Here is a 23,689-nt window from a genome sequence, read left to right as displayed (position 1 = left end):
CCACTGTGCTGTAATATGTATACAATGCCGGGAACATTTGATATGTTTTTGATAGGGTTGGGAGTTGGGCTTACAGGTGCAATAGTCCCAGGTCCTATGCTTTTTGCAACCATTGAAAACTCGTTCAAAAAAGGGTGGACTGCGGGTCCAGAGATTGTACTTGGACATGCATTGATAGAGTCTATTATAACATTGCTAATTATTGTTGGGATGAGTTCTATTATAAATGATAGTTTATTTTCAATTATTTCTGTAGTAGGTGGATTTGCTCTCATGGTATTTGGTGTGATGACCGTTAAAAGCCCTGTGAATGATACATATTCTTACAGCAGTTCAAGTGATATATTAACCAGTCCAATTATTTCAGGTGTAATTACATCTGCTTCAAATCCATATTTCTGGATGTGGTGGTTTACAGCAGGAAGTGCTCTTGTGCTTCGTGGGTTTGAAACAGGTATTATGGGAGCTATATTTTTTGTAGTTGGTCACTGGATGGCAGACCTTGGATGGTATAGTGCAGTATCCACTTCTTTTAGCCGTGGTAAACAACTTATTTCGGCTAAAACACATGAGTGGATAATGAGAATGTGTGGCATTTTCCTGATTATGTTCGGTATATGGTTTGTTATAGGTTAAGATTAATAAGGGTAGAACATGAAGCAAAAAGGGATACAGGTACCAAAGAAAAAGGGTGAACCTATAAGGCGCATACTTATAGAACAGGGTATACTGGATGCATCTGCAAAAATATCTTCTGATGATGTTTTCCTGTATTTCCCGGTTTTAAGGGAACCAGCAATACAGGAGTTATTACAACTTAAACAAATCTTAGAAGATATTAATGTTGATGATTACGAATTTGAACTAATGGAAAAACAACCTACTTTTGAGGACTTGCTGGGTTATGTTCCACATTATGAAATAGTAGGTGATATAGCAGTTATTGATTCAGATAATGAACCCGAATCCTCAAGAATCGCAGACACAATTCTAAAAGTCCATCCCAATATCAAAACTGTTCTTGGGACGATTGCACCGGTAGGTGGTGAATACAGGGTCAGAAACGTGAAAGTAATTGCAGGTGAAAACCGGACCGAAACCATTCACAAGGAACATGGATGCAAGTATGCAGTGGATATTGCAGAAGCTTATTTTACCCCCAGATTATCAACAGAACGTGAGAGGGTTTTATCACAGATAAGTTCAGGAGATGCAGTTGTGGATATGTTTGCTGGTGTGGGACCATACAGTATTCTGGTTGCGAAAAAAACAGAAGCCAAAGAGGTTATTGCAATCGATAAAAACCCATCAGCAATACGATTTTTACGCAGGAACATTGAATTGAATTCTGTGAACAATGTAGTGACTGTTGAGGGTGATGCTGATATTGAGGCACTGAAATTTGCAGGCACTGCCGACCATGTAATAATGAATTTACCTCATAGTGCAGAAGATTTTCTGGGTACAGCTGTCAGAACTACAAAATTAGGCGGAATAATTCATTACTATGATATAAACCCTGAAAATGACCTCTTTGATACATCATTGGAACTTATAGAAAACACTGCTAAAAGTTATGGAAGAGAAATCGAAGTTGTTAATAAAAGGGTGGTAAGGTCTTATGCACCCCATGAATTCAATATATGTATAGATGTAAAGGTCAATTAATTAAGGCGAAATTGTTAAATTGTTACATCGATATTGGGATGATGAATATCAAAACGCCGCCGTGGCTTAGTGGCAGAGCGGCTGATTCGTAATCAGCAAGTCGGGGGTTCGAATCCCCCCGGCGGCTTAAGTATGTGAATCCTAATCCCCATGTCCCCACAGCCAGAACTTAAAAAATATATATTATGTGAAATATGGTGGTGGAACATGGGTATTTACAAACATGAAAAATATCTAAAAAGGGCAGAAGAACGAGTACAGAAAGCAGATTACCCTGAAAATAACAAAAAACTCATTTTCAAGTTCGAAAACCATCTTTTTATAAGAGGTTATGAAACTTCCCGGGTTCTAAAGTATGTTAATACCCTCAATATCATTTCTAACTGGCTTCAGGGTATCGAATTTACAAACGTGACCAAAGACGATATCGAGTTGTTGGTAGGCGGAATTGAAAGGTCTAATAGAAGCAATTGGACAAAACATGACTATAAATACGTGATTAAAAGATTTTTTAGATGGTTAAATGATGGCACTGACCCTCAAATGACGGCTTGGATAGTTCCCAAAAAAGGTATGAACAAAAAAATGCCTGAAGAATTACTCAGCACTGATGATATCAAGGCAATGATTACCGCTGCGAACCATCCACGGGACGAGGCGATAATTTCGGTTTTGTATGATTCAGCACTCCGTATATCTGAGTTAGGTAATCTGAGATTCAAAGACGTGACTTTTGACCGTTATGGTGCGAAGTTGATGGTAGATGGAAAGACAGGTCCAAGACGTGTAAGAATAATATATAGTGTACCATATCTCAGTTACTGGATGAACATGCATCCTCTGAAAGATGACCCTGATGCTCCTTTATGGATTGATATTACTAAAAGAAATAACGATAAACAAATAGGTTATGATGCATTCCGAAGGTTAATTAAAACTACTGCCAAAAGAGCAGGTATAAAAAAGCGTGTACATAATCACCTTTTCCGCCACAGCAGGGCAACCGAGCTTGCCAACTATTTGACGCAAGCTCAAATGGAAGACCACCTTGGTTGGTATAATGGTTCTGAAATGCCAAGAACTTATATCCATCTTTCAGGAAATGATGTTGATGATGCTATACTACAGATGCATGGTGTTCAAAAGGAAGAGGAAAAGAGTCCTCAACTGGTTAATACTGTATGTCCGATATGTAAACAAAACAATGGTCCGACATCCAGTTTTTGTGCTAACTGTGGAAGAGCCCTGGATACAAAAAGTGCAATTGATATAGATGAAAAGAAAGAGAAGGTTACAGATGTCATGCAGTTATTGATGTCTGATAGTGAACTGAATCAACTTGTACAGGAAAAAATAGATGAAGTTAGAGGTTAATAAACTTTTAACTTTTTACCCTATCTTTATTTTGAAAAACGAGTGTTGAGGTTCATGGTTGGACACATTAGCAGAACTCATCAATTCCTGTTGTTATGAACTTGATTCTACAGAGCATAAGAAGATATACAACAAAAATTTTGGTTCTAACGTTGAATTGATTGTTTCTAAATTTAGAAACAATAATGATGATTACAACGATTGTTCTGAACCAGTACTTGAAATTCATTCAGAGCAACCAGGTTACGGGAAAACACAATCTATGGTAGATTACATTAATTCTAACCCTCATGAGAGACATTTGGTACTTGGTCCATCACATGATTTCTTAAATGAACTTAAAGAAAGAATAGGTATTAGAACCAAGATATTCAGGGGGTTTGAAAGGGGCTGCAGCCGTTTGCAAAGGGGTGACAAACGGGTCGTAGATCTATATAAAAAATTGGGTAATTCATCTCCTACTTTAATTTGCAAGGTACTACGATGCAAAGGAAGATGTTCATATAGAAATCAATTCAGTCAACTCAAAAACAAAACGTATACTAATTGTGTATTTATGCCTCTGCATTTTCTGTTTTATACAGATATTGATTTCAATTCTTTTGACAACATTTTCGTCGAGGAAGGTATAAAAAGTAACAGCTTTTCTAACCGATTAAAAGCTGATTACCTAAACGAGATTTTAAAACTCAATATTAAAAATGAGGATGATAAGGCTGTTCTAAATAGTGTTCGTGATTGTATATTGGATAATGACCATGTGAAATTTTATGAATTGACAAATAAGTTTAGCAGAATCGTTTATAATCATAACATTTCTGTTTTAAATGATGGCAGAGGTAAGTGGGACAACATCTGCAATATTAATGTAAATGAGTTATATTATAACCTTATTTTCAACAAAATAGGAAACCTCAATGTTGAAATTATGTGGGAGTGGATAATATTCTATAAACAAATGATATCTTGGAAGAATATCGTGTATAACTGTGCATCATTTAACAGATACACATTTACTCATAAATTACGGATGTTCAGAGAAATATTCCCCGAATATAAACCTAAAATCAATTTGCATAAAACCCAATTTAGTAACCCGGGGACTAAAATAATCAGAATGAGTAAAGATAGAACAATATACAAAAATTGGATGTTATCTTATTATGATGAATATAGTGATAAATTATGGAAACTGGTTAAAAACAATAAATACAATCATAATATGAGAGTGTGTTTTTTAACTTATAAATATATGATTGAGAATAAGTTAGATATAAAAGGGCTTAACAGAGAGAATAATATTTTTGGGTCTCATGCTTTCTGGTTTGGGGCAGGTCATGGTATAAATACATATGAAGGATTCGACGTTTTAATTGTGTTTGGAGATATTTAGCAGGGTATCATCATTATAAAAACCATTTTTTGACATATTATCCAAGAGATGATATACCAGACTTTGATGATATCGAAAAAGGACTGCCATCTGATAAACGTCTCTTAGAAAAATTTCATGATTTTCAGTTGGATATATACGATACAGTGCACCGTTTAAGGCCTTTGAAAAATGATATTACTATTTACTGGTTTGGATCATATATACCACCAGAGCTGTTTCAAGAATTTGATGTTGTTTAACTTTTTGTAGATTATTTAGAAATGTAATCATTTATTAAATAAAAGAGATTTTCTTTATTTTTCCTTTCCCTGTCACTGTTTTTTCTTAATTTTATACTTTTGGAATTTCTTTAATGTCATTTATGCTTGTCTATTATGTACTATACATTACTAATTATAGTGAATTTCGACTCATCAAAGAGAAATAACCATACTCTCTGGATGATAATTTAAAAAATTTCAGAGAGTTGTAAAATATGAATAAAAGTGCTAATATGAAAAAAGAAGAAATTAAAGAGTTAGCAGAAATCAACGATGAAATATTAGAACAATTTAGTGAAATAGAACAAGCAGTAATATTAGCTTGCAGAGAACTAGTTAACAAGGGTGTAATATAAAGACACCCAATCTATTCTAATTATTTTGTTTAAACGCTCCTTATCCTGTTAATATCATGGCCATCGATATATCGTGTATCATCACCGAACAACTCTTCAAAAGTTAAATCGTTAAGGTTATCAGAGTACAGATATACTTTCACTAAAAATAATATCGTACGGATTAGGACATTCGAATACTGCTATCACGTTGCAATATTATGCAAGAATTAACTCGGAAACCGAACGTGATATGTTATCTAATGTTCCTAAACCTTAAATTAAATAAACTAACTTTAGCAGTTATGTCTATAGTTAATAAAAATCTGACAGATTCCTACTTTCCCTGAAAATGATGATTTTTGATGTTTCATGTAACATATAAATTAAATTTATTTAAGATTGGACAATATTCCTACGAGTATTTACCTCTGGATGCCTAACCATTGGCAAACCTGTTTGTCGTAGATTATCGAGAAAATCTCGATAGCCTGTCCAATTGGCATATTGTGATAGGTAACGTAACATTATATTGATAGCACTATTTTGATCTCTATCAATAAAGTTACCACAATCACAATCCATAATTCTGTCTCGGGTGGTCATTTCATGTCGTTTTCCACATGAATAACACAATTTAGAAGTATGGCTTTCATCAACTATTATTACTTTTTTACCCACAATTTCTGCTTTATAGGTTAATAGTTCGATGAACCTTGAAAGATAACCGTTATTTTTTATTAACTTTTTATATGTCTGGTAATTGTTTTCAAAACTGCTGTTGTTTATACTTAAATCACCAATAATCAGAGTATTAGCTTTAGTATTTTCTACCATATTTTTAGATAATTTATGCAAATAATCCTTTATTTGGTTATGTTTCTTTCTGTTTATTTTATGATATTTATTTATAAGCTTTCTTTGCTTTCTACTATTTTCTTTACAATTTTCAATTCTATTACTTAATGAATCTAAAACTGGACCCCAGTAAATTTCAGGTCTGGGAGTTATTGATTCGAAAAATTTTCCTTTTGTATTTATAGCTGTTACAGTTTTACTTACACCAAGATCTATTGCTTGATAGATTTTGTTGTCAGAATATCTGTCAAAATTAAGTTCATAAGTAACTGCAACATAGTAGTCGCCTTTACCTTGGTAGGGTTTATCATTAAATAAGATAACTTGCTTAACATTTTTGATTTTAAAATTATGAGGATTATTAAATTCAAGGGGTACATCATTATAGTTGTGAGATAACGATATTTTACCACTATTTATTTTGAAACCACTTTGCTGATACCGTAGGGTGGTGAAATATTTCCGACTTTTAAATTTGGGCGGTTTTATATATTCCATTCCTTTATCTTTTTGTTTTTGATAGGATTTATAATCAGAATCAACAGTAATTAAAACCATCTGTAAAACTTTAGAATGAACATTCCAGTATTGCGGATACTTTTTCTTTAGAACAGGTAAACGTTTCTGTTGTTCCTGATAAGTAACGATTTTACCATTATGTTTTGCTTCTTTAAGTCTTTCGTTTAATGCGAGATTGTATAATAATCGGCATTGTTCGGATAGATTCCAGAGAACATTTTTCTGTTCTTCTGATGGGTAAACCTTTAGTTTCCGTGTAAACCGCATTTTTAATCTCATGCAAAGACTATGTTTTAATGGAAATAAGACCCACATGAATATTAAGGGATGTTTGAGGTTTTGAGATGGCTTTGATGTGGGTCTATTATATTACCTTTATATTTATTGCAGTTATATATACATTGTACCAATAAATTATATAATTATTCAAAAAATATATAGTAAAACTAAGAAACCAAATGCCTGCTTAAATACATTGTTTAATTGATATATAATATAAGCTTAAATGGCAAAATGGTCACAGAAAGGGTTTATTCAGATATTTATTCAAATATGTATATAATAGAACATCAACATAAAATTAGACATGGATAATCCAAACAAAACTAAAAATCATTAACTCCTTCAAATATATATTTTCTATACTACTATGTAAAATATATGCATAATTTACATATATTAAACAAGTTTAGTTGGATTAAGATATTAAAAATGTTCGACTGCTATTTAATTTGAGTTAAGGTTATTATGAAAAAAAATGCAAAAAAGTACGTAAATCGTGAGATAAGCTGGCTTTCTTTTAATGGTCGGGTATTACAGGAAGCTACTGATTCTAACGTTCCTCTAATTGAAAAAATCAAGTTTCTAGGAATTTTTTCATCAAATCTGGATGAATTTTTTAGTGTAAGGGTAGGAACCCTTAAAAGGGTAATTGATGCAAAGGTAAAAGGAAACGCAGTAAGGGATCCTAGCGGTGGGTCTCCCAGGGAGGTTTTGAATGAAATACACAATATTGTCCTTAAACAGCGTGACAGATTTGATAAAGTGTTTAATACGTTAATAGAGGATTTGAACAACGCTAATATATTTATTATCGATGAAACTGAGTTGAATCAAGAACAACAGCAATTCGTCAAAGATTATTTTGAGCATGAAGTCAGACCCAGATTAGTACCCATTATGCTGGATAATAGTTCTGAGATGCCTCATTTTAAAAATCATGTAATATACCTGGCTATCTACCTTTATCGAAATTCTGAATATGATAGGACAAAATACGCACTGATTGAACTACCTACAGATGTTTTACCTCGGTTTATAGTCCTTCCACCGATAGATGATAGAAAATATATCATACTGCTTGATGATATTATCAGATACGGACTTAATGAAGTTTTTTACCTTTTTGATTATGATTCCATAAGTGCTTACACGGTTAAATTGACCAGGGATGCAGAACTTGACATTAGTGAAGATGTTACCAAAAGTTTCTTTGAACAAATATCAGAAAGTCTTAACAATAGAAAAAAAGGCCAACCTGTAAGGCTTGTTTATGATCAAGAAATGCCTGAAGATTTACTGGATTTCATTCTAACAAAATACAATATGCATAATTTCGACAATCTTATCCCTGGTGGTAGATACCACAATGCAAAGGATTTCATCAATTTCCCAAAATTAGGGTCTTCTTCAATGGAATATGGTGAACTTGCAGAATTACCAGACGCTGATTTAGAGAAACATAGAACTGTACTGGATGCTATTGATGAGAAAGATATATTTCTGCATTTCCCCTATCAATCATTTGATTATATAATCGACCTTTTGCGGGAAGCAGCCATTGATCCTGAAGTAACATCCATTTATATAACTCTGTATAGGGTCGCCAAAAATTCAAATGTTATAAACGCTCTAATCAATGCAATACAAAACGGTAAATCCGTAACAGTGGTCATGGAATTGAAAGCTCGTTTTGATGAAGAAGCAAACATTCACTGGACGAAAAAATTAAGAGAGCATGGTGCAAGGTTAATTGATGGTGTACCTGGGTTGAAAGTACATGCTAAACTATGTATGATAACAAGGCGAAAAGAAAATAAAACGGTTAATTACGGGGTCGTATCTACCGGTAACTTCAATGAATCCACTGCAAGGATTTACAGTGACCATGCTTTGTTCACTGCAGACAGACGTATAATCAGTGAAATCGAAAATATTTTTGATTTTTTCGAATACAATTATAAACATTATACCTATAACCACCTCATTGTGTCACCTTTTTATATGCGCGAAAGGTTCACTAAATTAATCAGGAACGAAATCAACAATGCACAGGAAGGTAAAGACGCATATATTTACATAAAGTTGAATAACTTAGTAGATAAAGAAATGATTGATAAATTATACGTAGCAAGTCAGTCAGGAGTAAAAATAAAAATAATTGCTCGAAGCATTTGTTCACTTGTACCGGGAATTGAAGGAATGAGTGAAAATATTGAAGTTATCAGTATAGTTGATAGATTTTTGGAACATTCACGATTATTTATTTTCTGTAATGATGAGGATGAAATATACTTTATCTCTTCCGCCGACTGGATGATTCGAAACCTTGATAATCGGTTTGAAGTAGCAACTCCAGTCTATGACCCTAATATAAAGCAGGAGATTAAACAATTTTTCAATCTTCAGTTCAGGGATACACAAAAAGCAAGGATAATAAATGAAACACAGAGTAACCCTTACCGTGTTAAAAATCCTGACACCTATCATCGTGCTCAATATGAAATATATGAATTTTTGAATGATAAATATAACAAACTGGATGCTAATTTATGAAATTTGCTGCAATTGATGTAGGGTCAAACGCTGTAAGACTTCTTTTATCGATAGTTTCAGAAGAATCAAGAGAACCGATTTTTGAAAAAGTATCTCTCTTTAGAATGCCGATACGTTTGGGTGATGATGCATTTGCAAGAGGAAAGATATCTGAAGAGAAAATACAGCATCTGGTGAACACATTAACCGGGTTTAGGTATCTGATGGATGCATACAGTCCGCTTGATTATATGGCATGTGCGACTTCTGCAATGAGGGAAGCGGAAAATAGAGATGAAATTGTTCAACGAATTAAAAATTCGAGCGGTATCGATCTGGATATTATAGATGGTTCAAAGGAAGCGGAAATAATTTATTCGAACCGGATTGAAAAATTTCTGGATGGTGGTAAAGCTTATTTGTACATAGATGTTGGAGGAGGAAGTACAGAGATTACTCTTTTTGACAACAAAAAGATTATAGATTCCAATTCTTTCAATATTGGAACTATAAGGTTACTTGAAGGTCTTGTATCCAAAAACGAATGGAAAGAAATGAAAAACTGGATAAAAGATGTGACAGCCGATTATCAGCAAATATCTGCTGTTGGTAGTGGAGGGAACATGAATAAGCTTTTTGACCTTGCCAATAAAAAATACGGTAAACCTCTAAAATACAAAAAACTGATGAAAGTTTATGATTACCTTTCAAATTTTACGTATGAAGAGAGAATTATACAGCTTGGATTGAAACCCGATAGAGCTGATGTGATTTTACCAGCATCAAAAATTTATCTATCTGCCATGAAATGGGGAGATATATCAAAAATTTATGTTCCGAAATCGGGTCTTGCGGATGGTATGATTCATGTTTTATATAAAAAACACAAAAAATATTATGTGTGATATAATAGTAAAAAACTATAAATAAAGATTTTTATCTGATTGGTTTTCCATTTTTATATATGGGTTTCAAATCATCACATAAATATAGTAAAATCGGTTTATTTTTATTTTCGTCAGGTATATTGGTTTCACTTATTGGAATTATTTTTTCCATATCAGTAAAACTTACACGTTATTCTGAAAATATTGAAGTTATAATAACGTTTACTCTGCTCTCTACTGCACTTGTGCTGTTACTCTCTGGAATAAATATGGCACTTATAAACCAAGGTAATGAAAAATATCTAACCATTGTAGGTATTGTTTTATCCTTAGTAAGCATCATTTTTTTCATATCGTATTATCCAGAAAACTGGTTATACCCGAGAATTATTTATATAATATTTGGTTATTTATTTGGTATATATTTAATTTCAGGGCATTTATTTTACAATTTAATTTTTATTCCCGGTACATATTCAAATTGCGGCCACAGTTATTATAATAATCATATAAAAAATATATCTGGTGATGAGTCACATAAATTATCAATAAAACCAGATGTACCTTTTAAAGACAACAACCGCAATAATGACTATGAAATAAATAAAAATATTGTCAGTATAATATCTAGCAAACAAGGCAAAAATAAAGAAGTTATTAATATGAATGAAACTACAAGTGATAATGAGATATCTGTTTTAAATTCTGATGCATCACAAATTCCAAAAAAGAAAAAAGCGCCCGAAATTTCTAAAAATGATTCCATGAGCGAAGCTGCGCGTAAAATATTGAGTTTACATTTTAAAAAGATGTTAAAACATGAAACAGGTACCCGCATAGGTAAAGATAACGAAGAATTACATGATATGCGGGTCGCTGCAATGCGTATGCGTTCTGCCTTTAAAGTTTTTAATGATTACCTTGATATGGATACTTTGAACAAGCCACTAAAAAAAATAAAACGCACCCGTAAGAAATTGGGTTCCGTCCGCGACCTTGACGTATTCATGGAAAAAATCGAACATTATCTGAACGATTTGCCGGATGAAAGAAAATCAGAACTGAATCCCTTGATAGACACACTAAATGTTGAAAGGGATAAATCCAGAGGTAATATGCTAATATATCTTGAAAGCAATAAATATCATAAATTTGTTAAAAATTTCAGTAACCTTCTGGAAGACGATGGTGTCTGGAAAATGTCAAAGTTTTCAGATGATGGTAAACCTGTACCTTACAAGGTAAAGGATGTACTTCCTATACTTCTACATCAGCAATTGGCAACTGTTCGAGCTTATGATGAATGGGTCAACAGGAACGATACTTCATACGAAAGGCTACATCAGCTTCGTATAGACATCAAAACACTTAGATACACTCTGGAATTTTTTAATGGAGTGCTTGGACCAGAATCAAAGAGTATAATTAAAGACCTAAAAAGAATGCAGGACCATCTGGGAGAACTTCACGACACTGTTGTAGCGATTGAATTATTGGAAGATTTTCTAAAACATGGTACATGGGGTGAAAGTGGTTTAAGTATCTTGGATTCGAATACGTCTCTACCTGGTGTAGAATCCTACCTTGAATTCAGAAATAAAGAATTGAACAATCTTGTGGATACATTTCCAGAAGCCTGGAATAATTTGATGTCACCTGTATTTAGTAACCGTTTTTCGTCTGCAATCGCTGAACTTTATAACAACGATACAATTCCAAATAATGTAGTAGAGAATTAATATGGATATCAAACCTGATACATTTAACAATGCCCGAATATTTAGGGCTATTTCTTTTGCTGCAATAGCACATGATGGGAGTTATAAAGACGGTAGACCATTTATATGTCATCCTTTTGGAGTGGCCCATTTGCTTCAATCAATAGACTCAAGTGAAGATCTTATAATTGCAGGATACCTACATGATGTTATTGAAAGCACTATGTATAAATTAGAAGATATAAAATACGAGTTTGGAGATAACGTTGCAGAACTTGTGGATTATGTTACAGAAGATAAATCAATGAATGAAAATGAAGATGAATGGAAACAGAGAAAAATAAGAGCTATAAAAAAAGTTGAAAATGGACCCTTAGAAGCTGCATTACTTCGATGGGCTGATAAAACCCACACTCTTGTCAATATCCTTGATGATTATAAATCCAAAAACAATTCAGAATTTCTGGATTATGGAAATGCATGGAATAAATTTTTTGCAAAAAAAGAGAGACAATTGTGGTACTATAGTAAAATCAGCGAACTAGTGAATCACAGATTCAATGGAACTGAATATGCTAAATTAGCTGAATATTTTGATGCGTTAATACAAAAGCTGGAAAGCAAACTAAATTCAAACAACAATTAATTTTTTACCATAATATTCAGTAAAGTCCTTATAAATAGTCACAGATTTATAGTACTTATTTATAAAATTTCTCTTAAACTTTTAAGTTTTGAAAGGGGGGTACATATACCACAAATCTATGTTAATACATTGAAAACCGAGAGTGTTTTCAGGGGATGGCTCATTCATGAGCTTGGAGATAAAATAAATCATAAAAATTGCGAAGTTGATGTTTTTGAAATAGTTCCTGCCTCGCATACAGTTTGCAGATACAAATTCAGGGGAGAAAAATACAGTGTTGTTGGTAAATTTTTTGCAGAGCCAAAGGGAAAAATCAAGAAATATGATTATCAAAAAGCTATGATGAATGAATTTAAAAAACTTGAAAAAATAAAAGATGTGGTAAATATATCCAGACCAATCGCAGTAAATAAACATTTTAACTGCGTAATGATTACTGAATATATATCTGGTAAACCGTTGAGTTGGTACTTTGAACATGACCAGTTTGTTAAAAAACATCTTTCAGAAGTGTCAAAACTGTTACGTAAGCTCCACGAAAACAAACAAAATTATTATAATAAAAAACGGGATTTTGCGGACTTCCATCAAGTATTGAACAATCTTCATTTGGGACATTCAAAACGGGACGATTTCAATCGATTGTTGGGAGAATGGTGGTATAGTTCACGAATTGAACAAAAACATGGATCTATGATACATCAGGATGCTACCCTTGTAAACTACATATTCAGCCACGGAAAACCCCATGCCATTGATTTTGAAAGTTCATTATACAATGCAAATTATATCCGCGACCTTGGAGTACTCTGTGCTGAAATCAAAAATCATCATGCTTTAAGAGGAGACGATAAAAAAGCTGAGCCTTATATAAGACATTTTCTCAAAAGTTACAGCAAAGATGAAGGAGAACTTTATAGAATTGAAAGTACATTACCATTTTTCATGAGTTATGGGTTACTGAGAGAAGCAAGAATATGTCATGACTATGGACATCGAGATTACCTTATAAGGGAAGCCATTAACTATTTGAAATTTTGAACTCCTGTTAAATCTATGAATCTAAATTTAAATATTGGTAATGCAAACAATTGTAACGAATGGAACCAACAGAAAATATACACGGCATAATCTTTGATTGTTATAAAACACTGCTTGATACCAAAGTAAAGGAATCTAAGTCTGCCTACAAAAAAACCAGTAAATGGCTCCTATATCAGGGTGTAGATATTACATTTAAAGAACTGCGTGATGAATACTTGGACAAAATACAAACCCATTTAAAATGGTCTATATACAAGCATCCAGAAATCCGTGTGGAAAATATCTTTACAGAGATCTGTAGCGAATATGCAATATGGGACATCGATGAAAAACAAATGGGTATCGAAACAGCCAAAGCTTTTAGAAGTTTTTCAATTAAAAAATTAACCCTATACAAAGATAGTTTGAAGTTACTGGATAAATTTGATGATATACCAAAATGTATTATATCAAACGGTCAGAGAGTGTTTTCAGAGCCCGAATTAGTAATTCTTGGGTTATATGGTTATTTTAATTTCCTTATTTTCTCTTCAGATTTTGGTTATAAAAAACCCGACACTCGTCTTTTTCAGACCGCAGCTGAACGTATGAATTTAAAACCAGAATATATCTTATCTATTGGCGACAAAACCAAAAATGATATCCATGCACCCCAAAAAATTGGAATGAAAACAATGCATATAAAAGATGCATGGGATAAATTCCTGAATTCTGATTCATAACAACTATAATTTATTGAATCCAGAAAAATCGATTAAGTATATCGTTTCCATGCTTCATGGATGTGCATGCCTCTCATTCCTATACTCTCTGGTGGATAAATGTCATTATTTGGCTGGTCTCCTATAGACAATACTTCCCACGGCTCTAACCCCATCCATTCCACAGCTGTCTGGAAAAGGCGGGTATCAGGTTTTCTGTATCCAAAGTCAGATGAAAAGATAACAAAATCGAAGTAGTCATACAATCCAAGGAATTTCAATTCAAATTCTGAGAATGCTCTCTGACCATTTGATACAATACACATGGGCATATGTTTTAAATTTTCAAGTAACTTTGAACTCTGGGGAAATACATCCAGATGCCTGATTGCTGAAGACCTAAACACCTGTGCAGCTTCGAACCCAAGATGTCCTTCGTCTATGTTCCAGAACGCATTTTCCCTGCAGATTTCAGCAAAAACTTCTTCTACTCTTATTTCCGGATGTTCATGTTCAGACCTCCCGAACCTGTCCATAATTTTACCGGTGTATTTATTTCTTAGTTCCTCAGGATTTATCCTGACACCCTTATAAAGCAACCAGTTACTTAGCCTTTCATAGGTACTCATACTGCTTTCTTTTGCTTTGACATCTAGCAGTGTATTATAACAGTCAAATACAATCCCTCTAACATTGTGATTCAACATATTTCGTCCCATCCAATTTATTAATTCGCCATCAAGCTGTGTATTATCTCCATAAACGGATAATTATGATTTGTTTACATAGTAAAGTAAAATAACATTACATATATAGATTATGTATATAAAATATAGAAAATATGCAAAATATATATCTTAGAAAGCCAGCTATCTAATTTATTAGTTGGTTGCTGATTTCTTTTTGTCCTCTTTCAGAATATCTATCCTGAATATACCCAGTCTGTCGAATCCTATATACATTGTAACAACTATACTCAGCATAACACTCATCACAGTAGTCACATAAATAGCAACCATAATCGCAATCTGGTATTTTATCGCAATAATCGGACTTGAGCCACTCAGAATCTGCCCTGTCATCATTCCGGGAAGAAATACAATACCCACAGTAGACATGTTTGCAATAGTAGGTTTTATAGCAGAAATCATGCTTTTTCTTAGATAAGGTATAAGTGCCTCATTTTTTTGGGCGCCCAGTGACAGAGAGTAAAGATACCGGTATTCATTTCTTTTAATTTCGTTCCTGAAACCATTGATTCCGATGATATTTGCTCTCAGGGAGTTTCCAAGCACCATACCCCCGATAGGTATCAAATATCTTGCTTCAAAAAGATTGGTCAGGTCGATTACAAAACTGTTGAAATAAAACAGTACTGCCAGATTGGCCAATGTAAACGAGAGGAACAACGGGACAAACAGTTTATCCAGTTTTATATCCGAGCTTTTTATGACAGAATATGTGATGCCACTACAAGCATCAACAATATCCAGAGCAAGTTCAGCAGTGTACTGTTCAAATCGAAGATAAATGTTAAAAATATGCCTATAAAAGCCAGCTGAAGGGTCATTCTGGATATGCTTTTAAATGTTGATTTTATCAAATCCAGATTCAATAGATAGCTTATAGCAAGAGGTACAAGCAACATTAAAAAGCACAGTACAAGGGATATTGTTGATATATCATAAACCTGTATATGACCCCGGTCCGTTTTGGTAATCAGTGATGTCTACTACTTTTACCCTTTCCCGTTCCCATTCACTGTCATGGGATACTATAAAAACAGTTAAATCCCCATTTTCAATAAAATGGTCTACTACTTTCTTTTTCAAATTTAAATCAAGTGCTGAGGTGGGTTCATCAAGGAGGTATATGTACCTATTAATCAGCAGTGAAATCACAATTGCAATCCTCTGTTTTTCTCCACCTGACAGATTTTCAAAATCTTTGCTAAGTATGTTTTGTTTAAGATTGAACTGTTTCAAAAGAGAGTATATTCTACTATAGTCCAGTGATGACCTGTTAACCTGATATGAAAGGATTTCATTTATAAAATTATCAACATTACCATCTCCAATATCGAGTTCCTGTGGTACATATGCTACTTTTTCCCTTATATCCCATACCAGGCTCTCATCTACGATTTCACCCTGAAAATATAGATTTCCATATGTTTGTTGGGTAAAACCCAGTAATAGTTTCATCAATGTTGATTTGCCGGTTCCTGAATTTCCTTTTACAAGTACCTTTTCACCTTTAAAAATGGATAAGTTAAAATCTGATACAATGTTCACCCCGTTATAGGAGATATCTATTCCTTCGTATTTTATCAGTTCCATATTCTCAAGTGACCGTATTTGAAAATAGAATTATACTGAATTATCCGCCATGCATATTTTAGACTCTACGTCAAATAATATCCAAACTTATGACTATAATCAATGTCAAAGTACTTATTTATTTTCTCTAAGATATAGTTGAGCACAGATTAATTGTTATTAATTTGCAATGTCTGTCATCATTTGTTAATATAATTATAAGCAACAAATATTGAGTTATTGACTATAATAAATAGTAATTTTCTTAGTTGTTTACAAATATTATTTATATAGCAATACTGAAAATAAACTATTTTTAGGTAATGACTTAATTGACTTTTTGTGCAAAGCCCCTGAAATCGAAATCCTCTATAGTAAATCTTTACATATTATGTCATTCAAGAATTCCCTAAAGACCATATACAATTCTAAATCAGTCATCTCATATACTAAATATTTAATATTTACCTTTTAATACTGTGAGATTTACACCATTTTTGCCATCAAAATCAAGTTCAAATGATTCTTTTTTTCCATATTTCCTACAAAAATCAATTAGATTTAACATATGATGAAAGCCACTAGATGCATCTTCATTCTGTAAAAGTTCAACAGATGGTTCAAGCAATGGACGAGGTAAAAACAGTACGCATTTGGATTTTGCTCTTGTAACAGATACATTCAACCTATTAAGACTGTAAATGAACTCAGCTTCATTTAGTGCAGTTTCAACATCGCTTACACCATAGCTTACAATAACCGCCTGTGACTCCTGACCCTGCATCTTGTCAACAGTATCCACAAATGGATGATGGTTCCATCTCCTCAAAGAATCCAGATGATTATGTATAGTCCTTATCTGGGAGTGATGGGGACTCACGATAAAAAGTCCTTCTTTCCAAAATTTCCTGTCTCCTTCTTCATTATCCGGATAATATCTTCCATCTTCAGATAACAGGTTATCACGAAGCAAAACTGATAACCTTGATACGATTTCTGCTTCGATTTCATTTTCTACTGATGCTTGAACGTTTTCCAAAATACAAACTGTTAAAGGATACTCTGTATCAACTATAGATACGAGCAAATTATAATAAGATTCAGTTAAACCATTAGTTTGTAAAGGTGTGCCAAATTCCAGCTTCTGTAAACCTATCTCATCTGTTGCAGGTTTATAATCCAATCCATAAAGCGTTTCTGCAGAAAATCTGGATAATGTTTTGTTCATACGCCAGTTTTCAAGAAGCTGATATGTATAAGGATTATTTTCACTATCCCTGTGACGCAGATAGAAAAAAATAGAGTCATGTAAACCTGGTAGCTCATCATCAGATTCTGGATAATCACCATTGATTATAGGCGGAAGTTGTAGATCGTCACCTGCAAGGACCAGTCTTTTTCCGTAATCAATTATAGACATTCCGAGAGCAATTTCAGCAGGTTTGACCTGGGATGCTTCATCAACAATAAGCATATCTATGGTAGGTATTTTTTTACCAATTTTATCCAGACTATTAACAGTGCCGCCGACCACTAAATGTTGGATGCTTAATAAATCGTCCACTTCATATTCTGGACAAACTTGTAGTGACCTTTTACCAGATGCAGTTTTTGCGGATTTCAATTTATAAACAGGTAAATCATCGAAACCATAATCATTCGAAATTTCCTGGATTTTTAGTAGAAGATTTTCGATAGCAGCGTGTGTAGATGCAGTGATTGCTATATGGAATCTATAACTCTTATTTTTCCATGTTTGTAGGATGTTAAGAACGGATTTTGAAAGGAAATAGGTTTTGCCTGTTCCAGGTGGTCCCCAAACAAGAGTTAAACGGTTATTAACCATATGTTCAAAAGCTTTCATCTGACTAGATGTAAATCCAGATGAATCACTCAAATAAAGAGCTTCGTTTAATAGATTGTCAGCTTCATATATTGGTTTGTTAAACGTTTGTGGCGTCCTTATAAGTTCCAGAAATCCACTATCATCCAGTTCATCCAGTTCTCTTAATTTCCTCATGATCCGTCTGGATGTAAAATCTGTAAACCTTGGGTGAAGAACTGCTTTGTCACCTGTATTGAAATGTTCCTGGTTATTGTTATATTTGACATCCAGATATAACAATTTCAATTTCCCATCTTTTGGGTCCACTTTCTTTTCATCTATGATTGCAAAGTTTACACCTGTATTTCCAGAATCATTTATTTCAGAACGGAAAGTGTAATCATCGAATGATATCTGTGCTTTTTCTCCCTCTTCATTCTCAGGTACTAAAATATGACTGAACTCTTCATTTTTCTCAAAAAGAGTGTAATCGATAGGTTTTGTAACTCTCCAAATGTTTAAACCCATACATTCGACAGGTACACTTATACCTTCTCTGATTCGTTCTGATTTGGGAAGAGATCTTTTTTCGCGGATATCCATAGCAGCCATATAAGATTCATATCGAGTTAGGAATGACAGTTTTGAAAGTTCCTTATTTTCAAAATAGTAAGAATCCGGTATCTTGAATTTCTGTGACCATGTAATCAATTTATCCTTTGCAATGTAACGCAGACCTTCTAATACACTACTCGTTGCAAGCAGCCTTTTAGATAGTTCGTTTTTTATCCATTCTGTAGCTTCGGGTCTAGTCCCATCCCAGACCATTGTAATAGCATCGGATTTCATGACATTACTCTGTTCGAACCAGAAAAGTCCGCTAGGCTCAAAATCATAATTAAAATCAGGACTCTGAAGAACTTTCGATATTTCAGGTAGCCTTAATGAAAATGGAACCGGTAAACTTACAAGCTGGTCAATCTCGTTTGTTAAAACTACTGTAGGATGTTTTATTTCAGTAGATGGGTGTTCTACCTGGCCGGCTAATTTCGTATTCTGGAAATAGAAAAGCAACCTGAGGGCTACAGGTGCCATTTTGTAGTCCTTGGTGAAATCATTAAGGAGGTCATAGAACAATTGTAGTTCATAACTGTCAAAAACATAAGTTTGAAGCGATTTTTGTTCAGACCACTCTCTTTCACGGTTATAATCATGCAAAATTTTTAGTTCATCATACAAATCAATTAGAAACTTTTTCTGGATATCAGTACATTCATCTGGATTATTGGCAATGTAGATATTTTCATTTGTTGTATTTTCATATACTTGTTTTCCTTTAAACCTTCTATACCCTATTGCATATATCTTGGATGAAACTGGGTCATTTTGTATCGTGATGAATAAAGCTACACCTTCATTAATCGGTAGATTCAGTGAAATTCTGTCTGTAAGGACCGGCTCGTTATTTTTTAAAGCTTGAGTTGTAGTTAATAATTTATGCCCTTGATTTCTAAGGGACCCACAATCTTCCAGGTATTTTTCTGCATTATCTTTTTTTAAAAACGATTCTAATTCAGATAGAGAATTTAATGATAACCTGTCATTACATAGGTACTTTTTACCGCTTGAAGATAAATAAGGAATCATTGATACAGAATCATTCTCTTCTGCTTCTGATTTGCAGTGTCGATAGAATTCACATAATTCACATCTATGATATAAATGCCAGGATAATTTATCAATAGGCGATTTTAAGATAACAGGTAAATGGTTCTGAAGAAAATTTTCCACCATCTTAATATCGAAATGCAGGTCAAATAATTCGGGTTCATCTTGTTCATAGAGCCAGATGCCTGCCTTTTTCAGGTCTACTTTAATATCAAAACCCTGTTCTTTTAAAGATTCTTGCAACATCAATGAATATAATGCTGTTTGCACCCGATGGCTTGGTGTTATATCATCACTAGCTTTTATATCGATTATCTGCAGCACATTCTTTTCATTATCTTCTATAAGCCTTATTAAATCAGGTCTACATGGAGGAAATCTGTATAGGTCTGATGAGAGGTTGTATTTTTTTAAAAACTGCTTAGGAACGTGTATTGTAGGTTGATATATGTTTTGACCTGATTTTATGCCCTTGATAATATCTAGTGTTTCAGCGAATGTATGAGCCCGTTCATTTAAAGCTCCTTCACCTTCAGGAACTATTACATTATCACCCAATTTGTCAGTAATTACTTCTTCTTCCCACTCAATACCTGTCTTTAGTAAAATTCTCATTATAGGGTTTTGATCGTGTTCTATTTCAGGAATGCCTTCATTATTCCTTTCATTTAGAGGAGTAGCATGATATCGAAGATAACGTTCACAATCATGGTAAAAGTATCGTGCAATTAAAGAAGGATTTAAGTTGTACCTAGTCATGGCTAAACTCCATGTAACATTGTGACAATTATTATAGCTGTTGATGAGAAAAAATAATTAAAGCTTAACATTACATTTTTTGATGTTTCATGTAACGTTGAAAATCATCATAGTTATTTCTAATTATAATCGCAACTCTGTAAGTATTATTTTATAGAATTTGTTCATCCATGCTTTAGCAAATGACAGATATTTTTCTAGTTCCATGAACAATGTTTTTATGATAATCTCATATGCTGTTTGTGTATAATTAACTACATACCTTACTATAGTTTTCGTAGATGGACCAGATCATGATAAAGATTCGGTAAAAAGTGATGATAAAAAGAAAAGAGATAAATTAGACTTAATGGAATATCCCTGTTTTGTGATAAGGTACGACAAAAACCTGGATGAACAAGTCGAAGAACTTGGAAATAGATTAAATTATTAATATGAACTTTAATAAGTTCATGTTTTTATTTATAGTCAATAACTCTATATTTGTTACTTGTATCCTTTTGACGAATAATAAGACGTATTGTATATTCGTAACAAATAATCTGTGTTGAACTATAATAGTTCATTCAAGAATATTTTTAAATATTATGATTTAAATTTTATAATACATAATCAAAGAAGAAATATGTAGTAATTTTTTGGATGTCGAATAGATATGAGCAGGTTTTTGCAAATATTAGAATCAATTTTTCAAAAAAGAATATTGCCCCTATTTTTAAGTGTATCAATAATAATTGATTATACATTAACATTCTATTTTGCTGATAGTATCAAAGAAATTCTGGAAAATGAATTCAGTCCTATCCTATTATTTGCTATTGAAAACAATGTAGTGATACCATATTTCATAGTTATAGTATTTTTCTATTATGGTATTTCTTATAGTGTATTAAAAGCACTTGAAGGGACCAAATTATATTACTTTGGAGCTTCAATCATTCTGTTGATGAGTATTACCCATTTCCTTGGTGGCATGTCTTGGTATATAAGAGAAACCTATTATTCAAATGCAATTTTCACTTTGTCAATGGTTTCTATCCTCTTTGCACTAGGACTGTTTGGTTATGAAATTATAAGAATTGATTAATTTTTAATAGAATTTTCTAAGCTACATAGTTTCTAAAGTATATATAAACTATATATGTAAAATTTATAATGTTGAAATATAATTCTAATCCAAATGATAAAAATCTACAACATATCAAACTCATTTATTTCATTAATAACTTATCTTGTTCACAATTTTAATCAATCCAAAATATATTTTTATATTTTTCTAATTATAAGGTTTACCTATTAGCATTTATCAAATATTGAGGACATTAACGATTTTAAATTTAACTTATATTTTTCAATGGTTTCCGCAGCCCGTTTAATTTGAAAACACTATAAGAGGAGTTAAATAAATGACCAGTGGAAAAAAGCCACAAGGAGATTCACAAACTGAGTTAAACCTTTCTAATATGGATACAAGAAAAGTTCAAGTTTCTGGAAAGTCAACATACCTTATCACATTACCAAAAAACTGGGTTGTAAACAGTGGTCTTGAAGCAGGTACTGTCGTTTTTATTTCGTATCTGGATGATGGGTCAATAGCAATAACGCCTAGAATTAATAAAAAAAGACCATTAATCAAGGTACTAGAACAAGGCAACAAAGATATAGAAGATTTTAAACGGGATATAATAGGTACCTACATAATGGGTGGGTATCAGTACCTTGAAATTCATGCAGATTTTAAATCATTTGATTTCAAGAATGAAATCAAAGGATTAATCCAGAATTTGATAGGTGTGGAAGTTATTGAAACAACTGAATTCAAAATAGTTGTTCAAGAATTACTGGAAACTGAAAGGTTTACTATTGAAAAAGGTCTTACAAGAATGTCAGCAATAGTTTATCAGATGATAAGTGAGTCCCTTTCAGTATTAAAAGAAAATAACTACGATTTAATAGAAGATGTCATTACACGTGACAATGAAGTTGATAAGATGTTTTACCTTGTTTCAAAGCAATTCATCAATCGTCTGAGTTTAAATAAAGTTTCAAAAAATAGTAGTTTAAATCTGATTGAAACATTTTATTACCGGCTTGTAGCAGGGAATATTGAAAGAATAGGAGACCATGCTACCAAGATAGTATCAGCATTAGAAAGAAATATACCAGAAAATGATGTATCAAAACTAATAGATACCGGAGAAGCTTCTTTAAACCTCTATTCAGAAAGCGTTGAATCATTTAAACTTTCAGATTCCAAAACTGCAAATGAAATCTTAAGAAAAAGTAAAGATTTAAGTAAAAATATAATTGAATTTGAACAACCAGCAACCACATCTACCTGCATTGTTCTCGATAGTTTTATACGTATTAGGAATTATGCAGAAAATATAGCTGAATTAACGATTGATTTATCTCAACAATGAACTGGTCTGTACACGTAAAAAGACTTTTAACATATCCATTGTATTTTAAATATTCATCATGCCAACTTCATACAAATATTATATACGAATTATATTATGTATATAGTTTATAATCCCTATATAATTCCTTTGTGCAAAATCTATAATGCTGTAATTCAATTACCGATTGATGAAAAAATTAACCAGTATGCTGATTCTCACATTACTTGCGGTATTTACATCTTATACTACCTGCTGGTATAACCCGTCTGGATTTATTAGTATACTTGTCCCAATAATGGTGGTTGCTATTTTTGCATATTTGCTAACCATATATATAATAGGAAAAAACAGTTACCAAAAATTGTGAGAATTATTAAACCTATAGTGTATAATTCGAAAAGTAGCTTTGAATGTGCAGGGATATTTATATGAAAAATAGAGAAATTTTTGAGAAAATTCTGATTTTAACTGCAGTCATATCTATTTTTGTAATG

Annotated in this window: 21 protein-coding genes and 1 tRNA gene; 14 read left to right on the top strand and 8 right to left on the bottom strand. The window is 32.8% G+C overall.

Translation table 11 applies throughout. The annotated features are described in order from the left end of the window. Positions 1-24 precede the first annotated feature (24 nt). The 6 genes from ACLFMM_RS02190 (at position 25) to ACLFMM_RS02165 (ending at position 5,054) form a co-directional block, all read left to right on the top strand. Positions 25-636 carry a LysE family transporter gene (locus tag ACLFMM_RS02190; RefSeq protein WP_410807079.1) on the top strand — a complete coding sequence of 204 codons (612 nt, stop codon included), beginning with the start codon at positions 25-27 and terminating at the stop codon, positions 634-636. A gap of 18 nt (positions 637-654) precedes the next feature. After that, the gene (locus ACLFMM_RS02185; protein ID WP_410807078.1) at positions 655-1,668 is read left to right on the top strand and encodes a class I SAM-dependent methyltransferase; all 1,014 of its coding nucleotides are present in this window, start codon (positions 655-657) and stop codon (positions 1,666-1,668) included. Positions 1,669-1,723: 55 nt separating this feature from the next. Beyond that, positions 1,724-1,795: transfer RNA gene (locus ACLFMM_RS02180), tRNA-Thr, on the top strand. A gap of 80 nt (positions 1,796-1,875) precedes the next feature. Then, positions 1,876-3,042 carry a tyrosine-type recombinase/integrase gene (locus tag ACLFMM_RS02175; RefSeq protein ID WP_410807077.1) on the top strand — a complete coding sequence of 389 codons (1,167 nt, stop codon included), beginning with the start codon at positions 1,876-1,878 and terminating at the stop codon, positions 3,040-3,042. Between the two features lie 157 nt (positions 3,043-3,199). Beyond that, positions 3,200-4,435, top strand: a complete 1,236-nt coding sequence (locus ACLFMM_RS02170) for a hypothetical protein (protein ID WP_410807076.1) — start codon at positions 3,200-3,202, stop codon at positions 4,433-4,435. 496 nt (positions 4,436-4,931) lie between these two features. After that, complete coding sequence (locus ACLFMM_RS02165; RefSeq protein WP_410807075.1) at positions 4,932-5,054, top strand: hypothetical protein; 123 nt, start codon at positions 4,932-4,934, stop codon at positions 5,052-5,054. A gap of 375 nt (positions 5,055-5,429) precedes the next feature. On the opposite strand, the gene ACLFMM_RS02160 is transcribed toward ACLFMM_RS02165, so the two are convergent. Then, the gene (locus ACLFMM_RS02160) at positions 5,430-6,689 is read right to left on the bottom strand and encodes an RNA-guided endonuclease InsQ/TnpB family protein (RefSeq protein WP_410807074.1); all 1,260 of its coding nucleotides are present in this window, start codon (positions 6,687-6,689) and stop codon (positions 5,430-5,432) included. A 468-nt stretch (positions 6,690-7,157) separates the two neighbouring features. On the opposite strand from ACLFMM_RS02160, the gene ppk1 reads away from it, so the two are divergent. Both ppk1 and ACLFMM_RS02150 read left to right on the top strand, forming a co-directional pair. Next, positions 7,158-9,245 (top strand): polyphosphate kinase 1, encoded by a 2,088-nt coding sequence (ppk1, locus tag ACLFMM_RS02155; RefSeq protein ID WP_410807073.1) that lies wholly within the window; start codon positions 7,158-7,160, stop codon positions 9,243-9,245. After that, a complete protein-coding gene (locus ACLFMM_RS02150; protein ID WP_410807072.1) occupies positions 9,242-10,129 on the top strand; it encodes an exopolyphosphatase in 888 nt (295 codons plus the stop codon). The genes ppk1 and ACLFMM_RS02150 overlap by 4 nt, the downstream gene beginning before the upstream one ends. A 31-nt stretch (positions 10,130-10,160) precedes the next feature. On the opposite strand, the gene ACLFMM_RS02145 is transcribed toward ACLFMM_RS02150, so the two are convergent. Further along, positions 10,161-10,283, bottom strand: coding sequence for a hypothetical protein (locus ACLFMM_RS02145; protein WP_410807071.1), 123 nt, complete (start codon positions 10,281-10,283; stop codon positions 10,161-10,163). Between the two features lie 18 nt (positions 10,284-10,301). Next, positions 10,302-10,463 (bottom strand): hypothetical protein, encoded by a 162-nt coding sequence (locus ACLFMM_RS02140; protein ID WP_410807070.1) that lies wholly within the window; start codon positions 10,461-10,463, stop codon positions 10,302-10,304. 310 nt (positions 10,464-10,773) lie between these two features. Here ACLFMM_RS02140 and ACLFMM_RS02135 point away from each other — a divergent pair, with 310 nt between their 5' ends. The 4 genes from ACLFMM_RS02135 to ACLFMM_RS02120 all read left to right on the top strand — a co-directional run bounded on the left by ACLFMM_RS02135 (position 10,774) and on the right by ACLFMM_RS02120 (position 14,241). Beyond that, positions 10,774-11,850: a CHAD domain-containing protein gene (locus tag ACLFMM_RS02135; RefSeq protein ID WP_410807069.1), complete on the top strand. Its 1,077-nt coding sequence runs from the start codon at positions 10,774-10,776 to the stop codon at positions 11,848-11,850. A 1-nt stretch (position 11,851) separates the two neighbouring features. Then, positions 11,852-12,475: an HD domain-containing protein gene (locus ACLFMM_RS02130; protein ID WP_410807068.1), complete on the top strand. Its 624-nt coding sequence runs from the start codon at positions 11,852-11,854 to the stop codon at positions 12,473-12,475. Between the two features lie 129 nt (positions 12,476-12,604). Continuing rightward, positions 12,605-13,516, top strand: a complete 912-nt coding sequence (locus tag ACLFMM_RS02125; RefSeq protein WP_410807067.1) for an aminoglycoside phosphotransferase family protein — start codon at positions 12,605-12,607, stop codon at positions 13,514-13,516. Between the two features lie 59 nt (positions 13,517-13,575). Next, the gene (locus ACLFMM_RS02120) at positions 13,576-14,241 is read left to right on the top strand and encodes an HAD family hydrolase (protein ID WP_410807066.1); all 666 of its coding nucleotides are present in this window, start codon (positions 13,576-13,578) and stop codon (positions 14,239-14,241) included. Positions 14,242-14,273: 32 nt separating this feature from the next. Here the strand turns inward: ACLFMM_RS02120 and ACLFMM_RS02115 are convergent, their stop codons facing one another. The 5 genes from ACLFMM_RS02115 to ACLFMM_RS02095 form a co-directional block, all read right to left on the bottom strand. Next, complete coding sequence (locus tag ACLFMM_RS02115; protein ID WP_410807065.1) at positions 14,274-14,939, bottom strand: HAD family hydrolase; 666 nt, start codon at positions 14,937-14,939, stop codon at positions 14,274-14,276. Between the two features lie 162 nt (positions 14,940-15,101). After that, entirely contained in the window at positions 15,102-15,629 is a 528-nt protein-coding gene (locus tag ACLFMM_RS02110; protein ID WP_410807064.1) for an ABC transporter permease, read from the bottom strand. Positions 15,630-15,667: 38 nt separating this feature from the next. Then, entirely contained in the window at positions 15,668-15,868 is a 201-nt protein-coding gene (locus tag ACLFMM_RS02105) for an ABC transporter permease (RefSeq protein ID WP_410807063.1), read from the bottom strand. 34 nt (positions 15,869-15,902) lie between these two features. Next, on the bottom strand, positions 15,903-16,559 hold the full coding sequence (locus ACLFMM_RS02100) for an ATP-binding cassette domain-containing protein (protein ID WP_410807062.1): 657 nt from the start codon (positions 16,557-16,559) through the stop codon (positions 15,903-15,905). 436 nt (positions 16,560-16,995) lie between these two features. Next, a complete protein-coding gene (locus ACLFMM_RS02095) occupies positions 16,996-20,790 on the bottom strand; it encodes an AAA domain-containing protein (protein WP_410807061.1) in 3,795 nt (1,264 codons plus the stop codon). 655 nt (positions 20,791-21,445) lie between these two features. Between ACLFMM_RS02095 and ACLFMM_RS02090 the strand changes: the two genes are divergently transcribed. Together ACLFMM_RS02090 and ACLFMM_RS02085 are read left to right on the top strand one after the other, a co-directional pair. Continuing rightward, positions 21,446-21,877, top strand: coding sequence for a hypothetical protein (locus ACLFMM_RS02090; protein WP_410807060.1), 432 nt, complete (start codon positions 21,446-21,448; stop codon positions 21,875-21,877). Between the two features lie 319 nt (positions 21,878-22,196). Continuing rightward, positions 22,197-23,213 (top strand): PhoU domain-containing protein, encoded by a 1,017-nt coding sequence (locus tag ACLFMM_RS02085; RefSeq protein ID WP_410807059.1) that lies wholly within the window; start codon positions 22,197-22,199, stop codon positions 23,211-23,213. The last annotated feature ends 476 nt before the right edge of the window (positions 23,214-23,689 follow it).

Origin of the sequence: Methanohalobium sp. (assembly GCF_046546175.1) — an archaeon.
Classification (GTDB): Archaea; Halobacteriota; Methanosarcinia; order Methanosarcinales; family Methanosarcinaceae; genus Methanohalobium.
This window is presented reverse-complemented; position numbering and strand designations above follow the sequence as displayed.

Excerpts from the sequence above, each read along its gene's own strand:
- ACLFMM_RS02175 (WP_410807077.1), top strand. The coding sequence starts at position 1,876 with ATGGGTATTTACAAACATGAAAAATATCTAAAAAGGGCAGAAGAACGA.
- ppk1 (WP_410807073.1), top strand. The coding sequence starts at position 7,158 with ATGAAAAAAAATGCAAAAAAGTACGTAAATCGTGAGATAAGCTGGCTT.
- ACLFMM_RS02145 (WP_410807071.1), bottom strand. The coding sequence starts at position 10,283 with ATGGAAAAAATAATTCCAATAAGTGAAACCAATATACCTGACGAAAAT.
- ACLFMM_RS02135 (WP_410807069.1), top strand. The coding sequence starts at position 10,774 with ATGAATGAAACTACAAGTGATAATGAGATATCTGTTTTAAATTCTGAT.
- ACLFMM_RS02160 (WP_410807074.1), bottom strand. The coding sequence starts at position 6,689 with ATGAGATTAAAAATGCGGTTTACACGGAAACTAAAGGTTTACCCATCA.
- ACLFMM_RS02095 (WP_410807061.1), bottom strand. The coding sequence starts at position 20,790 with ATGACTAGGTACAACTTAAATCCTTCTTTAATTGCACGATACTTTTAC.
- ACLFMM_RS02150 (WP_410807072.1), top strand. The coding sequence starts at position 9,242 with ATGAAATTTGCTGCAATTGATGTAGGGTCAAACGCTGTAAGACTTCTT.
- ACLFMM_RS02105 (WP_410807063.1), bottom strand. The coding sequence starts at position 15,868 with ATGTTGCTTGTACCTCTTGCTATAAGCTATCTATTGAATCTGGATTTG.
- ACLFMM_RS02085 (WP_410807059.1), top strand. The coding sequence starts at position 22,197 with ATGACCAGTGGAAAAAAGCCACAAGGAGATTCACAAACTGAGTTAAAC.
- ACLFMM_RS02120 (WP_410807066.1), top strand. The coding sequence starts at position 13,576 with ATGGAACCAACAGAAAATATACACGGCATAATCTTTGATTGTTATAAA.
- ACLFMM_RS02190 (WP_410807079.1), top strand. The coding sequence starts at position 25 with ATGCCGGGAACATTTGATATGTTTTTGATAGGGTTGGGAGTTGGGCTT.
- ACLFMM_RS02140 (WP_410807070.1), bottom strand. The coding sequence starts at position 10,463 with ATGAAAAAAATGATGCTTACTAAGGATAAAACAATACCTACAATGGTT.
- ACLFMM_RS02115 (WP_410807065.1), bottom strand. The coding sequence starts at position 14,939 with ATGGGACGAAATATGTTGAATCACAATGTTAGAGGGATTGTATTTGAC.
- ACLFMM_RS02100 (WP_410807062.1), bottom strand. The coding sequence starts at position 16,559 with ATGGAACTGATAAAATACGAAGGAATAGATATCTCCTATAACGGGGTG.
- ACLFMM_RS02185 (WP_410807078.1), top strand. The coding sequence starts at position 655 with ATGAAGCAAAAAGGGATACAGGTACCAAAGAAAAAGGGTGAACCTATA.
- ACLFMM_RS02165 (WP_410807075.1), top strand. The coding sequence starts at position 4,932 with ATGAAAAAAGAAGAAATTAAAGAGTTAGCAGAAATCAACGATGAAATA.
- ACLFMM_RS02130 (WP_410807068.1), top strand. The coding sequence starts at position 11,852 with ATGGATATCAAACCTGATACATTTAACAATGCCCGAATATTTAGGGCT.
- ACLFMM_RS02090 (WP_410807060.1), top strand. The coding sequence starts at position 21,446 with ATGAGCAGGTTTTTGCAAATATTAGAATCAATTTTTCAAAAAAGAATA.